Origin of the sequence: Pectinatus haikarae (assembly GCF_050916305.1) — a bacterium.
In the GTDB taxonomy this organism is placed as follows: Bacteria; Bacillota; Negativicutes; order Selenomonadales; family Selenomonadaceae; genus Pectinatus; species Pectinatus haikarae.
In genome coordinates, this window is record NZ_CP116940.1 from 1 (window position 1) to 15,893 (window position 15,893).

Consider the following 15,893-nt stretch of genomic DNA (forward strand, 5'->3'; position numbering starts at 1 on the left):
ACAATCAACCAATTAATTTTTTTTACAAATTCAAAAAAATGCTTGCATATTATAAAATTACACTTTATAATAGATAAAGTGCTTAAGGAATTGACTCACTAGCTCAATTGGTAGAGCATCTGACTCTTAATCAGCAGGTTCGGGGTTCGATTCCCCGGTGGGTCACCAGTAAATTCAAGGCTTCTCAGATTTGAGAAGCCTTTTTTTATTGCCTTGGTGTCCATATTTGGGGTCCAAGGTCATAAAACTGGTTAAATTATTTTTTATCTGAATCATTCATATTAGGGATCGCAAGCGGCATTAAAATATCATCCATCATATTGGCTGTCTCACGTTCTGACTGTTTTAACAGATGGCTGTAAATTACCTGAGTGGTCGTTGAATTGCTATGCCCCAGTTTACCGGCTACGGTGGTAAGATCAACGCCTGCATTAATCAAATAGGTGGCAGTCATATGCCTGAAGCTATGCGGTGAAATATGAGGAAGACCATGCCGCCGTACGAATTTATTGAGCCATGAATTTATGGAATCAGGATGCGCCAGATGTCCATTCCATGTGGTAAAAACATAATTATCCTGCCAGTTGGCAATATCTGTGCCTTCCCATTTATTAGACAGCGCGACAGCTATCTCTTTTTGCTGCGCCTCATAAGCAATGAGGCATTCAACCAGAACATCAGGCATGGAAATATTTCTGTTAGATGCAACATTTTTCGTACTCTTGATAAATACACCCCTTTGCGGTAAATATTGCGCAGACTGGCTTATTAAAAGTGTTTTTTCTTTATAATTTACATGCTTCCATTGCAATCCGAACATTTCACCCTTACGAAGCCCCAGCGAAATTCCCAATAAAACCCATAGGCGATGTTTCAGGGTTTCACCTTTCAATAAGTCCATAAATCTGTTTAGTTCTGACAAAGTGAAGATTTTTTTATTATTTCTATAGTGAAATGCTGGTGGATCAACATTATCGGCAGGATTTATATAAATAAATCCCCAGCGTTTGGCCTTTTCTAAAAGCAAGTGCAAAAATACATGGTGTTTCCTAATACTGTTTTCACCAAGCCCGCCTAATCTGCCATCCAGACGTGGCGCTTCTTTTAAATTAGCATAAAACAGCAATAAGTGTTTTGGCTCTATCTTATCTAAAGCCTTATGTCCAAGGGCAGCATCTATCCGTCTAAAAAGCTTAGTATACTCAAAAACTGTTTTTGGCGCCAGATGCTCGTCCGCAAAGTTATTCAGCCAATATTGAAAAAAGTCATTCAATTTCATTTGATTTGTAAATTTAGCTGGTTGTTTAGCAATTTCACCAAGCATTATCTTTTCTTCTCGTTCTGCATCAGATCTTCTGCCGTGTATCGTCTTAGTCCGACGCTGTTTCTTACCATTACTGTAACCTTCATAGATAATGACACGCCAGCTGTCTGTTCCACGTTTTTCTATTGCCATTTTATAAAACTCCCTTAGATATAAAAGGCAGCTAAAATCAGCTGCCTAATTTTTTCATATTTATTATGCAATTTTTTTGATGCCTGGAACTTTAGAAATAATTCTATCATTTTTTGTACTGACATCAGCAGTCGCCATTAATATGGACTTGGAACGAAAAAAATCTTCAAGTGCCGACTCCTCAAAAAATGTTCTGCCCCCTAGCTTTATAGACGGAATATATCCACGCCTAGCTTTGTACATCAATGCCTGGTAGCTCAATTTATCACCGAAAAATCTTGTGTTTACTTCTTGCCAACTCAACAACTTTACATTATTATTCATAAATAAAACCTCCATTATAGTTAAATATCATAAATATAGTTTATCATTGATATGATTGACTTTGACACTCTATTAAAAGCCGCCGGTAAGCGGTTATTCCAGTTTTTTGCAGATTGTAATCCAGAAACGCCATACCGAGATGAGCTGTTGGGGGAATCATCAATGGAGCGCTTACATATGCCGACATAGCCATGCGCTGAAAAATATATTTTTGCGGAATTTCTCCCAAAAGATTGCCGCAATCAGGACTCTCAAAAATTTCGCATTGCCAATTGCAGTATGCTTTTACAAATTCAATAATGTCAGCAAAATCAGCAGAACATAAGTAACCTTGCTCGGTAATTACCCCGAAATATTGAGCATAACTAGCTATTTTTTTCAGTTTTGGCGGTAGGGGATTTAAGTAAAAACCCGCAACCTGCATTAAATCATCAAATTGGGGCAGGGGCGGATAAAAATTATATTGCCGATAGTAACGAGCCACATAGGTTTGACATGCTTTCACATATGCCTGTTCGGCAAATGGAAACAATTCAATGTAAATATCCGTCAGCACATTTTTTTCAATCAATTCATAGAAATTTTTCAAGTTATCACTTATTGCGAACCCTTCATCTCCGACTATCATAAAATGCATTATAATTCTCCCTTATCTTCTAATATTTTCTCTATAGCATTTTTATCCAATACCAGCATATACTGCCTTTGCCCTTTTTTCGCACGCTGCAAAAATCCTGTTTTACCATGTACCACTATTTTTTCATCAGCAAGTCGCTGGTGAATGGTTTTCGGCGTACTCGTAAAAGACTGTGCCAGTCCCTGCCAGTAGCTACATACAAGCTTATATGCTTTTTTATGATCAAGCCAAATCCTTCCGTCTTCAGTGTCTTCAAACCCGATGTAGTTTGAAGGACAAACAACGTATGATGCTTCACTATTGGCTAATCCTAGCCCCTTTTCTGTGTCTATAGATTGCATGATGCCTATAAGGTACATGGACGTAATGGATAATGATTCTCTTTCGGTTTGGTTTTTCTTGAGAACTTCAATTATTTTTTTTTCGAAACTGACAAATTGTTCTGATGCATATTCATAAGAACCAGTCCAACTGGCAAAGTCAGCAATAATATCCGCTAATATTCTTAAATTAACAGCAGCATCAGCAAATCGATCAGCTTTAAATTCCTGTTTATATTGAGCCCGATATATCGGCACTGCATTTTTTATCTGGTTAACAACTTTTTCCGCATTTTCCTGTAAAAAATGAATAAACATCATAAAATAATCACGCATAATTTCAGGCTGTTGCTGAAACGGCAACAATTTTTTTCCGTCAAAACTTTCTCTGCCAACTGTAACAGTGATGCACCGGAGCATGCTGGACAAGCTCAACGCAGGATCATCTTCACCCGTTATGATGGCAGATGTTCTTATAAACCGCTGAACAATCTTCCTGTCGCTTCCCATTTTACTTGGAGCAGCGCCATCACCCAAAACCCGTATAATTCTTTCGAAAAGCCTGTTATCACAGACAGTTTTAGTTTTTTCTGAATTTGAAAAATCGTCTATTAGTATGGTCTGGTCTGTCATTGCTTCAATTTTTTCCAATGTTGCAGCTTCTGTGGATCCAAATGTGAGCATTTTTTTGCTTTGATCAGTCTCAAAAACATTTGCCAATTCTTTTGCCACCGATGTTTTTAAACTACCTGTTATACCTCGAATGAAAAGCACCGATTGCAATCTGTAACCCGCCTGTTCAAAAAAATATGCCACGTATGGGAAATGTGCGTATAACCAGATCACAATTATTTCGGGAGAGTAGTCACCGACCTTAAGAAAACCGAAACCAGCTTTAAAGACACTTTCCTGAAGGCTTTTATTTATTTTGTCAAAAAGCTTTCCTGTCCCAAAACTGTATATTAATTCCCCGGTAATATCGGTCCAGCCTCGATACCAGATGTTTTTTTCTACTGATACATCAGCATCATCAGCGGCCACGTCGGCAAGATATTTCGAAAATGAATCAGACATTTTATTACTGATAAAAAGTTCCGGATATTTTTTTCTAACCACTCGTCCCAAATTGCCAAATTCGGCCTCATCAATTTCCAGAAAGCGCTGTTGGTTATCATCAGTTTTGTCAATTTCGATGATATAAGTGCTGATTGCATCCTGCCCACGACTGACATAATTGATAATCTTTTTCAATAATTTTATCGTAAAATTTGTCAATTCCACATCTTTTCCAGCTGCCGTAATACCGCACAAAACACCGTGTTTTTCCTGATAAAGAGGATCTTGCCGTCCGTTTGATTCATATATTTCTTCTGCTTCAAGCTGCCAAGATGCATTCCCAGTGTCATCCCATACAGGAAATGCCCGAACTGGCTGTATATAGTACATCGAAGCCCCCACCGGATTTTGGGGCAACACTGTGAAGTGTGGCTGCCTGATTACAGTCATCGCTGGCAATGCCTGTATTTGACATCTGCCATTTGCAGTTGCAATTTTTTTTGTACATTCAGATTCCGGAATAATTTTAAAACCCATTTTGTGACCCCTTTTCTGTATATTTTTCAAAAAATTCGGTATACGACTTGATGCGGGCTATAATTTCAGAAAGTTCATCCGCATTTGGTGCTTTTTGCAGTTTTTCGACCTCTTCTTTCAAGGCAAGCATAGTGATACCAACGTCTTTCGGCACTATAACTGGTCTTTTTCTGCGTAAAGTATAAAAAATTACTTTATTAAGCGAAATCCCGCAATATTCGGCTTTTTGTTTATATTCTTCATGTAAAATATAAGGTATGCTTATGCTGAAACGTTTTTTCGTAATTTTCATCGTTCTTACCTCCTGATGTAATTCAAGAACAACTACATATTATCACCCCAAAAGGTCTTGCACAGGAGAAATTTTGACACTTTACTTTGCTTTACATATATTTGACATATAACGTTTTATGTCAAATATATATAAAAATAATGTACGATTTTATCAAAAATTATTTTTTTATTTTCTCTTAATATATGGTGCAAATTCACCATATTATTTTTCTTTTATAAGTTCATCTACAAATAGACAGAAATGCCATTATCGTCCACCCGTCCATTGAAATTTTACAGAAATATCATAACCACACCCGTCATAGCACTATCGAAAAACACTGGTCACCATGGACAGGATAGACAAGCACGCGCTCTATTTTGCACCACTTTTGCGGATTCAGAGACAAAAATACCGCATACCCGAAGATATGCGGTGAGAAGATTTATGCAATTTTTTTATAGTAATAAATTTCATTTACTAAATAACAATTCAATATTTCATTAATCCTTCTCTTGAAAGATATAACACTTTGCTGCTGCTTGTAACAGCTGCCATTGATTCCGATATTATTGATTATATAGTGGCAATGTATATTAGCAGTGTTGTAATGAATGGCTCCTATAACCTGCCTGTCATCATGTATTAAGCATTGTCCCGCTGTCAGAAATAATTTTTTAAACTGGAGATTCTTGTCAACCAAACTATCCAATGATAAAATAACTTGCTGATATGGCTTCATATTATAACTATGCGGCCATATTTGTCTTATAAATTTAAATTCTTCAATTGCATATGCTGGATTTACTCCAATACCAAATATACTATCTGGACAAGCCTTTTTAGGATCGGTAATATATGCTATCATATCATTTAAATTTCTTTGGGAATTATTCACAAACTTTAGTATCGCCATTATTGTCATTACCCTCCATATTTTTAATCAATTTAGCTACATCAGCAATGCCATTACTAACAATATTAGTTAAAGTATTCGTATTAATACTTTTAGCATCTATTGCGGATAATGCCTGATTTAAATGATATACTTCATCAGCTAAGCGACGGCAGTCTGCTAAATGCACAATTGTTTTTGCCTGACGTTTGTTTATTAGATAGGTTGTAATATCCAGTCCAGCAAGGTTAGCTTCTTTTATAATGGCATTCTTTTCCGATTTACTAACACGCATAGTAAGCCGTTCTGTCTTTTTTTCTTTAAACTGTTTTCTCATAATATAAGCCTCCATATTAATAATGTATAAACATTATTAATATGTACGTACAATAATATGATAAAATTTTTTTTTGATAAACGGCCTTATTAAGTACAACAAAAAAGCAACTACCATATACGATAGTCACTTATGAAAGTATTAAAATATATTATTGTAAAAATAATAATTACATATGAAGAGATGACAGGCAATCAAGTTAGTATTATGTACTCACAATTCCCTTAAGGAATCAATACAGTGGTTGATAATTTTATTTAGCTTATCTTTCATTTCATTTTTTACAGCCAGACTTTTTTTAACTTGAGCTGAAGCTTTTTGGCAATCATTTTTTATTTTTTCTTCTACAGCTTCTGGCATAGTATCTGTATTCATTAATTTCGATTTAATATTATCAACTTTTTTGGTATCATCAATATATTTTTGCTCAAACCCTGCCAGTTCATTTTGCTTATCTTGCAGTGTTTTATTAAGTTGAAATATTAATTTAGTAACCTCTTCGTCCTGTATATTATTCCTCAAGAACATAATAAAATAATCTAGTTTTGTCAAAACACTTTCTTTTATTTTTTCTGCATTTTCTTGTTCTACTTTGCACTTATAAGCTACATCATTAAAATTTTTCTGTGTTTCTTTTAATTTGTCTTGAACAGCAAAATCTTCAATACCTTCATTTGCTTGGTCTTCTACGGTTTTTTTGAAAACTTTTATTTGTCCTTGCAGCTTGGATTCTTCTCTTTTATATTTATCCGCTGTAATACAATACTTTTCATATTTCATGCATGATTCCCTGAACAGTTCAGATAGCTCCAAAGCCTTATTAGATATTTTATCCGGTATATCCGTCTTTGGGCTTATTTTTTTTACTTTATCAGAAGATTTTATATCATTTTCATACTTTATGAAGCTGGCAATTATTCCGATAATAAAATCTGCATAAAATCTTCTGTTAATGATACTCATCGTGTAAAGGTCATTATTATCACTGTCTTTTCCATATCCGTTGATAGTTGTCTGTCCGGCTAGGAATGTATATGTAAAATTAGTCATAGACTTAAATATCCACATACTTTTTTCTGGTATTCTTACTTTATAGCCAGTAATCGCCTGTTTAGATATCCCTAATAGATTAGCCAGGTCATTTTGACTTATTGGCAAAGTATCCGTGATGTATTCGATAATGCTTCTTTCTGTAATATAAAGTGGACAGGTTAGACGAGATTCCTCAATAACATATCCAAAAACCCTTAAGCATGTCGTCAAAGCATCGGTAGCAGGCACACTTGGTCGCCATTTTATTTTGTCTATAGTTCGATAGAGCGCAATTAATTTCTTTAATCGAAGATAAATCATATGCGGGTGTATATATTTTTGATATTCAGGAGCTCCATTCACAGCATAAACAATTTTTTTGGTTATAACTGAAGGTAAAGTCCTGTCCATGTCCATCAGCACATCAGTATATGGACAGTCTGCTTTTAATTTATTATACATATCCTGAAATAAGCACTGATGTTTTCTTATCACTAATTTCAAAGCACGACATTCAGCATAATCAAATGGTTTCTGATCCATATCTGCATACAAAAATAACAGTATTGCTTCTTTATTGAAATGGCCTGTATAAAAATATCTGCATTTTTCCAAAAAGGCTTTTATTTGGCATATATCAGTCTTGTCCGTTTCGTCTATTACCTTAATGCTATTTGCAAAATCTTCGTTGGACAAACCATCGGACAATAAATAGCCAACTAAGTTTTTAGCCGTTTTTTCTCCTTTATTAAAACGCTGCAGATTGCTAATAATATCATTGTTGTTAGCTTCATAGACAGAAATATCTCCTAAAAAATTATCCATCTTCATTCTATCATTAAGTTCGTCTATTGTGTCCATTTTAAATTTTTCTATATCATCAGTAAAAACAGCATTCCACTTTTTAGCCTGAATAAATAATTTATCATTGATACTTTGGGATAAACTATCATTCTTCAAGAGCTTTTGATCAACTAATGTTAATAAGAATGTGTCACGCATGGATAAATCAGCTTTTTTTACTATTCCTTCTATGATAGAAAAGAATTCATCTTTTTTATTGACCATAAAACACCTTTTTTATCTGCACTAATGCTATATAGTTTATATAAAAACCACTATGCGGTAACCATCGCGAATGAGAATTATTGTCTTTTATAGCTATTGGTCAATTTCGTAACGCCTTGATTTTATTGTAAGCTGAATTTGCATCAGTTGGAAAAATCTAATTTCAATCTTTTTTATCAGGAGTCTCAAGATCAAATCCGCCGTTTATTACGAAATCCCTTAATAGTTTATCGACCTTCATATTAACCTTTGGTGGTATGATTATTGTTCCTTCAAGTTTCTCAAAGTAAGCTTTTGCCTTTTTCTTGTCAACAGTAGCTTTCAGCATATCGAAACGCCCAAATTCATTGATATTTGCCTCTGTTATCTGCTGCGCCATAATAGAGCGCAGTTTGTCTTTGTCAAGGCCTAACACACTGACAACATAGTGTATCTGATCATCCGTTGCTTTTACCATGTATTCATTAATATAGTCTCGCAGGGATTTTTCAGCTTGCGGTACTACATCGCCGCACTGAATATCATGAAGGAAGATATTTGCAAATTTTTGTTTCTCCTGAGAAAGCGTTGCAAAAGTTTTGTGGAGTTCATCCTCCGCCTGTTTAATCATTTCATTACTTATTCCCTGCTTATGTAGCAGCTTCATGTATTTTTCAAAGCGGGAATTCATGTAATCAGCGTCAATGGCGGCTGTATCAATTGTAGTAAGGTATCCATCTATATCATAAGGAATGTCCTCACTACCAGCACCGCCATCTCCATCAGAACTAAAAAGTTCCTTATAACGCAAAGCTAATATCTTATATGTTTTCTCATCGAGAAGAACAGTTATTTCGTCTTTTTCGCCGGTAGTTTCATTTGAGAAGAGATATATTAATTGGTCCCACATAAACCCCTGTACCTTAGCAGCTTCGAGATAAGCATTTAACTGACTAAAAAGATCCGCAAATTTTTTCCGTTCGGTAACTTCCTCAGGCAGCTTTTTGAAATCCTCCACTCCGGCATGAATGAACAAATCACTAATCTGCTCAAACAAGAAATTGATATTCTCAAGGTTTTCGTTGAGCCGATCGGCAAACAATCCAAACGGCTTATCGCCAGAATACGACTTAACGGCATCTTCTATGTTCCGTTCCATTGTATGAGGTCTTCTGTAATACTTGATTGTTCCGAATGGTTTGTCCGGGCCAAACAGTCGGTTGGTGCGTGAAAAAGCCTGAATTATGTTTTCGTATCGCAATATTTTATCGAGATAAAGCGTGTTTACCCACTTGGAATCAAAGCCTGTAAGCATCTGGTCAACAACAATAAGAAGGTCTATTTCTTCATTGGGAGTGCGTGCTATCCGCTCATACGGTTTCTTATGAGCAAGGCGAGAAGCAATATTTTTTTTCATCTTCGCAAAAGTTGGGATTGAGAAATCCTGCCCATACTGCTTATTATAATCAGTAATAATTTCTTTAAGACTGGTTTCTTTATACGCAGCACCGCCATGATTGTCTATACTTGGGTCAAACAGTGCGGTTATTTTCAAAGCAGAATTATTTGCTTTGATCAGTCTGTAATAGACTATCGCTTCGTTAATGCTCGCAGTAGCAAAAATGGCATGGAATTTCCCTGCATGACTGAGCGTTGTCCAGTTGTCGATAATGTCACGGACAACCATTTTCTTGTGTTCAGCTGTCTCATATTGGCTGTTTGGTAGATAGTCTTCAATACCCTTGACGTAGTTCCCCGCAGTATCTATACTTCCAGCCATTGGGAGGTGCATATATTTATAAAAAGTCTTACTTTTTGTAGGATCAGCCACGGCTTCGGCAACCGTTGAAGCTTTGGCCTTTTCAAGAGCCACTGCTTCCCTTATGGCTTTATCTTTATACGTCAGAACCATATATGGGTCAAAGCCTAGAACATTTTTGTCTCTAATACCATCGGCAATGCTGTATCTATGCAGCTCATTTCCGAAAACCGTTGCCGTGGTGCTCATTTTTTTTTGGTTTTCTTTATGAATAGGAGTACCTGTAAAACCAAAAAAAATTGCTTTCGGGAAAGTATATTTAATTGTCAGCAGCATATCGCCGAAAGTGGACCGATGGCACTCATCAACAATAAAAACAATCCGTTTGGCTTTCATAAGTTCAATATCAGATGTTTTGAGACCGCCGTCTGCTTCATCTTTAATATTGCTCATCTTTTGAATGGAGGTGACGATAAGAGTATCAGACGGATTTATGCTCTTGAGATTCGTTACAAGTACGCCAGTGTTTTCTGTGGCCTGTACATCTTCATTTGCATCTGCAAAGCCACGATACTCCTTAAGGCTCTGCGTACCAAGCTCAATTCTGTCCATAAGAAAGATAACCTTGTCAGCGTCTTTGGAAGAAGCAATAAGCTGCGCGGATTTAAAAGATGTCATTGTTTTACCAGAGCCGGTAGTATGCCAGATGTAGCCACCAAGCTGATTTTGCCCTTCCCATTTAGTTCTGGAAACCTTATCAGAAATAGCGTTTGCAGCAAAATACTGATAACTGCGCATGACCTTCAGTATGCCGTCCGAATCATCCGCAACAGTGTATAAACCGATAAGCTGGTGGGCTATTGGTATGGATAAAAGCCTTGAAGCAACCTGTTTCCACTCATTTATCGGTTCGCTGTCGAAGTTTGCCCAATGGAAGTAAAAATCAGGATTGAAGCGTCCTTCCGGTCCGGGATTAGCAAAATAAACTGCTTCTTCTGGATTCATTGCAACAAAAATTTGAATAAGCGAAAATAAACCAGTAAAAATGCCTTCATTGGAATATTTTTCGATTTGATTACAAGCTTGACTGACAGGTATCCCGTTCTTTTTTAGTTCTATGTGAATGACTGGCATCCCGTTGATAAGCAGCATCAAGTCCCCTCTGCGATCATTGAGTATCTTTGATTTTGTGGGAAATTTGGGTTGCTGGGCAATCTGATAACGGCTTTGACCTGCTGCAATCTCCCGACGATCATAGATTTTCAGGGATACTTCTTTTCCTAAATGCTGCGTATCATTAGGATTATCCCTTGTAATCGAAACACTGCGCCCATTTATAAAGCCATTAAGCTTAAGCGGTGTTTTCAAGCTGTTGATCTGTTTGAGAATCTGCTGCATCTCTCCATCGGTCAGAGGATACTCATTTAACCTGTCAATACCGCGATTATTTTCAAAGAGAATATTTGCCCAGTTTTGAATAAGCTGCTGTTCTGTAAAATTTTTCAGGACAGTTTTTTCCCATCCTTTTTCAGACAGAATTTTGATTAGAGCTTCCTCAAAATCGGCCTCTTTCATGAATGCCATACATTTGTTCCTTTCTGCCTCAGACAAACATCTTTTCAAGGCAAGATTTTTTGATGTTTTTCAGTTTTTCTAACTTACGTTGATGAAGGGTAATAAGATTGTCAAGGTATTCGACATATTGAGCGACTTGGCTCTGTTCAGCTTTGCTTGGAAAAGTAAAGCTCAAAGTCAGAAAGTCATCATAGCTGATACTTCGCCCATCTCTAATGCCATAAGTTACTGTTTCCAATCGTCTAATAAATTCTTTTGAAGTAAAGATGTATTTCCAGAAATTATCGTCATGTTTTTCTTGTTCTTTAAAGCCAAAAACCGTGTAAGCAGGCGATGTTATACCCTCTATTGATGAGTGTGCAAAACCACCTTGAAAAGAGCGAAGGTGTATAACAAACTGACCTGGCATCACTCGCTTATACCCCTCCTCATTCTTCCTATTATGAAATATATTAATTCCATTTTCATCCCGCTTAATCATTCCACGATCTTGCGTTGCGGATAAAACTGGCAATTCAGTATGACTTTTATCGGTGATTGATATAAACAACTCTGATGCCTTACGCTGTTCCCATACATCAGTAAATCCTTTAAACCGAATTTCCGGAACTTTTGAGCCATTTCGCAGAAACATTTTTTCAAGCATAGATTTTTTTATATTTACAAGTTTGTCATACTTACGCTGATGAAGAGTAATAAGGTTGTCGAGATTCGTAAAAAAGTATCCAATTTGTGCTTTTTCTTCGTTTGATGTTGGGAATAGCATCTCTAACTGCTTTAATTCGCTGGTTTTCACTAGAGGTTGTCCCGTACCAAAAGATAAACTTTTAATGTCAAAACTCAAAAGTTTATAGAATGTAAGATCCAGATTTCCACCTTTAATAAATACTGTATTGTCGCTTATTTTAACCTTCCCAGAATGTCTATACAACTCACCAGCATTTGCTCCAACGCGAGCAGTTAATAGAAAATCGCCCTCATAATCATAACTATCATCATAACCAATTACTGATGTTGAGCCAAGAATTTCATATATACCATTTTTTTTAGCGGTAAATTTACTTTTCCCTGTGTCAATAGAATTTGTTTCATCACATAACTTATGCTGTTCCCAATCATCAGTAAATCCCTTGAACCGGATTACCGGTTTTCTCTTATTATCCGGCATGATCATTTACCTCCGAGCAGTGATTTTAACTCTGCAAGCCCTTTCATATCGAAATCATTGCCGTTTAGTTGGTAAATAAGCTCTACCAGAGATTTTTCTGTATCTTTGATTTGCATTTCAATATCAGAGAAGGTACTTTCATACTTGCGGCACAGAGAATCAAGTTTGGTAATAAAATCATTAATAATAGTCTGAGGCAATTCGCCGATATTCTGAACAAGCGGTGATATCCACTTATTCTTGATTAATTCAAGTGCCGTATCATCAGTAAGCGCTTCAATCGTTTTCTTTGTCTTAATATGAAGTTTTGCAGTATCATCCTTTACCTGCTTTTTAACGGATTTTTCTTTTGTCAGCAGATCATCTGCTTTTTGCAAAATCTCAAGAATAGCAGCTTCTTCATTATTTAATTTAAGCGCTTTCTTGACTTCTGCCACGACAAAGGCATCTTGCGCGTTATTTACAAAGTCTTTGCTTTTTTCTTCTTCCGGCAATTCTTCAAAAAGTTCTTTGTAGTCAGAAGTTATTTCTGAAAGTCTTTCTTCCTTAACTTTTAAAGCCGAGAGATCATCAAGCAGCAGAGTTTCCTGAACGAGTGTAAACGGGATTACATGACCGGCCCAGCCTTCCTGTACTTCCTGTTCCTCTCCCTTCTTCTTTTTCAGCACCATATTCGGATCGACCTGCTTCACAGCGGCAAACCCTTCTGTCTGGATTACTTCAAGGTCAATCGCAATACGGTTCCAGTCTTCATCAAGAAGCTGATAAGCACTATAGCGATCAATCAAAGGTATATTATCAAGGCGTGAAAAGACATCCTGACTCAATACACTTTCTTCCTTAGACGGATTAAGAGTGGACATCCCCTCAATCAGTTCTTTTGTCAGGTAATCTTCAAAGCTGCTAAATGCAGTAGCATATTTTTCAAGAAAAGCCTTTATGTCCGGATGCTGCTGAACCGCTTTTTTGATATCATCAACATTTAGTTGAGAATATGCCGAACTCTCTTTTTTAAATAAGCTGTCTTTGAGCGTGGGAAACGCTGCCCAATATTTGTGCAGGTCTGCCAGCTCGCTTTCTGGAATTCCACCGAACATTGAAGCGTAAATATCCCAGCTCTCAGCTTTTTCAGATGAGTCAACGTAACGTGGAATATTGAGATTATAATCATTCGCACGAATCTCGTCACGGGAAACGACTTTCGAAAATTTCTTAACAGAAGTATAGCCAGTAAACACATCTACTATTTTCTTAATATCGCAAGCCCGAAGCTTGTTATTCTTACCGACCTTTTCAAAGCCCTTTGATGCATCAATGATCAAGATATCTGTATTCTGGCGCTTTTGCTTTAGCACCATAATGATTGTCGGAATACCAGTCCCAAAGAAAATATTGGTGGGAAGGCCAATGATCGCGTCAATGTGATTTTGTTCGATAAGATTTTTACGAATTGTTCCTTCTTCACCTCCACGGAAAAGGACCCCATGCGGAAGAACAATGTTCATAATGCCATCACTTTTTAAATGGAACAAGTCATGAAGCAGAAAAGCATAATCAGCCTTTCCCTTCGGAGCAAGACCAAAGCGAGCATAACGCGGATCAGATTCTTTGTCTGCAGAATTCCACGCCTGAGAATATGGAGGATTTGAAACAACGGCATCTACATAAAGCGGATTATAGGTATTTACCGGATCGTTTTCATCAAAATAAGGCCAGTCTTCTTCTAATGTGTCACCGTTGCGCGTGACAATATTGTCAGGGAGAATACCGCGCATGACTAAGTTCATTCGTGTAAGGTTATATGTGTTTTCCTTAAGTTCTTGAGCATAGTACATAATGTTATTACTATTACTCATGTATCGGGCAACGCTTTGGCCAATGTTAATCAAAAGAGAGCCAGAACCACTTGTTGGATCGTAAATCTTAATTTCTGTCCGTTCTTTCAGATGAGCCGCTACAATTTCTGACATAAGCAACGATACTTCGTGTGGAGTATAGAATTCACCGGCCTTTTTGCCTGCATTAGCTGCAAAGTTGCTGATTAGATATTCATAAATAAAGCCGAGAACATCATAATCCTGCTTTCCATCCATCGGTATGTCCTTGATGAGGTAAAGCAAATCGCGGATAGCTTTAGTTCTCGCACCAGATGTTTCGCCCAGCTTTGAAAGACCGGTTTCAAGCGTCTTAAATACACCGTCAAAAACTTTTTTGTGTGTGGTGCTAATCAGGCGACTGAAGGCTTGCAGCGCATCTGTCACATTACTTGCGTTAAAATCGCTGCCTTTTGTTATCCACGTTGAAAATAAATTATCGTAGGAAATGAAATACCCCATGTTCTTCTGGATGCTCTCAACAGTATCGCCATCTTCTTCAGTCAGTTCCGCAAGGTATTCATCCGTCCAATCATTTTCTTTCAGATATTTGACTTCTTTGTCTGAAAGAAATTTATAGAAGATAAAACCAAGAATATAGTCCTTGTATTCATTTGCTTCAATTTTTGACCGCATTTTATTTGCTGATGCCCATATTTTTGCAGCCAGCTGCTGTTTATTCAATCTCTTGACCTCCAACGATTTAATTCCTGTTATATTATCAAAATTTTCATTACGTAAATTTCAGCATCATTCTATTGCTTTTGCGAGAGCAGCTTTTTTATCCTGTCTTTTCAGGCGGAAGCAGAGGGTCATTCGTTCTAATTCTTCGTTTGTCACGCATATCTTATCATTGGTTTAGTTTATCGGAATCTTTGAATTTAGGCAATTTTTATTTTACAAACAAGCCCTAGGTCTGATTTTTATAAATTCTATTATGCTGCATGGTGAAACTTTATATGCCTGCAAATTCAGCGGATATTTAGCGTCCTCTTAAATTATATAATATTCATGATAAAAATCAATATTATATGGATAAACATGCATATTTACAGCAATCACTAATGATTACTATATGCTTTATCAGTTTAATATTTATAATTTGCTTTCCTTAAACACATAATCAACAACACTCTTCTTAGGAATTTTCCATACCCGCTTTATCCTGAACGCCTTTATAGTACCGCTGCCTAATAATTCATAGGCAGCGTTTTTTCCTATGGAGAGCATTTCACAAAGCTCTTCCACGGTTACCAAATCCTCATATTCATCAAACATAATTATCTCACTCCTTTTAAGATTTGTTTTTATTAAAATTTACCTGAAATACTGCATATAACAGGTATTTATATAAATGTTTTAAAATGGCAGTTAGCTGTTATTAAAGACATGAGTATTCAGATAATCGTCAAGGGATGTTTTTAACACCAGATAACGTCTGCCGCGTTTGGCTGCCTTTATTTCTTTAGCATGGATCATAGCATAGATCTTCCCGGCAGAGTAACGCAGATAAACAGCTGCCTCAGCCACAGTATATAAAGCAGGTTCAATGCTCATTAATAATCACCTCATAATTTTATTTATAATTATGTTGCTTTATTT

Annotated in this window: 13 protein-coding genes and 1 tRNA gene; 1 reads left to right on the plus strand and 13 read right to left on the minus strand. The window is 36.6% G+C overall.

The features are described from left to right. The first annotated feature begins 92 nt into the window (after positions 1–92). Positions 93–168: transfer RNA gene (locus NXG61_RS00005), tRNA-Lys, on the plus strand. An 88-nt stretch (positions 169–256) separates the two neighbouring features. On the opposite strand, the gene NXG61_RS00010 is transcribed toward NXG61_RS00005, so the two are convergent. The 13 genes from NXG61_RS00010 to NXG61_RS00070 all read right to left on the minus strand — a co-directional run bounded on the left by NXG61_RS00010 (position 257) and on the right by NXG61_RS00070 (position 15,848). Next, positions 257–1,456, minus strand: coding sequence for a site-specific integrase (locus NXG61_RS00010; protein WP_307222778.1), 1,200 nt, complete (start codon positions 1,454–1,456; stop codon positions 257–259). 63 nt (positions 1,457–1,519) lie between these two features. Then, complete coding sequence (locus NXG61_RS00015) at positions 1,520–1,780, minus strand: hypothetical protein (protein WP_307222779.1); 261 nt, start codon at positions 1,778–1,780, stop codon at positions 1,520–1,522. 43 nt (positions 1,781–1,823) lie between these two features. After that, positions 1,824–2,417: a hypothetical protein gene (locus NXG61_RS00020; RefSeq protein WP_307222781.1), complete on the minus strand. Its 594-nt coding sequence runs from the start codon at positions 2,415–2,417 to the stop codon at positions 1,824–1,826. Next, positions 2,417–4,330: a hypothetical protein gene (locus tag NXG61_RS00025; RefSeq protein ID WP_307222783.1), complete on the minus strand. Its 1,914-nt coding sequence runs from the start codon at positions 4,328–4,330 to the stop codon at positions 2,417–2,419. Before NXG61_RS00025 ends, NXG61_RS00020 begins: the two co-directional genes overlap by 1 nt. Then, on the minus strand, positions 4,320–4,622 hold the full coding sequence (locus NXG61_RS00030) for a hypothetical protein (RefSeq protein ID WP_307222784.1): 303 nt from the start codon (positions 4,620–4,622) through the stop codon (positions 4,320–4,322). Before NXG61_RS00030 ends, NXG61_RS00025 begins: the two co-directional genes overlap by 11 nt. A 427-nt stretch (positions 4,623–5,049) precedes the next feature. After that, on the minus strand, positions 5,050–5,520 hold the full coding sequence (locus NXG61_RS00035) for a relaxase/mobilization nuclease domain-containing protein (RefSeq protein ID WP_307222786.1): 471 nt from the start codon (positions 5,518–5,520) through the stop codon (positions 5,050–5,052). Next, a complete protein-coding gene (locus NXG61_RS00040) occupies positions 5,495–5,836 on the minus strand; it encodes a plasmid mobilization protein (protein ID WP_307222787.1) in 342 nt (113 codons plus the stop codon). The genes NXG61_RS00035 and NXG61_RS00040 overlap by 26 nt, the downstream gene beginning before the upstream one ends. A 213-nt stretch (positions 5,837–6,049) precedes the next feature. Then, on the minus strand, positions 6,050–7,936 hold the full coding sequence (locus tag NXG61_RS00045) for a hypothetical protein (protein WP_307222788.1): 1,887 nt from the start codon (positions 7,934–7,936) through the stop codon (positions 6,050–6,052). Between the two features lie 163 nt (positions 7,937–8,099). After that, positions 8,100–11,258, minus strand: a complete 3,159-nt coding sequence (locus NXG61_RS00050) for a type I restriction endonuclease subunit R (protein WP_307222789.1) — start codon at positions 11,256–11,258, stop codon at positions 8,100–8,102. 19 nt (positions 11,259–11,277) lie between these two features. Further along, entirely contained in the window at positions 11,278–12,417 is a 1,140-nt protein-coding gene (locus tag NXG61_RS00055; RefSeq protein ID WP_307222791.1) for a restriction endonuclease subunit S, read from the minus strand. 2 nt (positions 12,418–12,419) lie between these two features. Beyond that, complete coding sequence (locus NXG61_RS00060) at positions 12,420–14,975, minus strand: type I restriction-modification system subunit M (RefSeq protein ID WP_307222793.1); 2,556 nt, start codon at positions 14,973–14,975, stop codon at positions 12,420–12,422. A gap of 411 nt (positions 14,976–15,386) precedes the next feature. Continuing rightward, positions 15,387–15,569, minus strand: a complete 183-nt coding sequence (locus tag NXG61_RS00065) for a helix-turn-helix domain-containing protein (RefSeq protein WP_307222795.1) — start codon at positions 15,567–15,569, stop codon at positions 15,387–15,389. Between the two features lie 93 nt (positions 15,570–15,662). Further along, on the minus strand, positions 15,663–15,848 hold the full coding sequence (locus NXG61_RS00070; protein ID WP_307222797.1) for a helix-turn-helix domain-containing protein: 186 nt from the start codon (positions 15,846–15,848) through the stop codon (positions 15,663–15,665). Between the last annotated feature and the right edge of the window lie 45 nt (positions 15,849–15,893).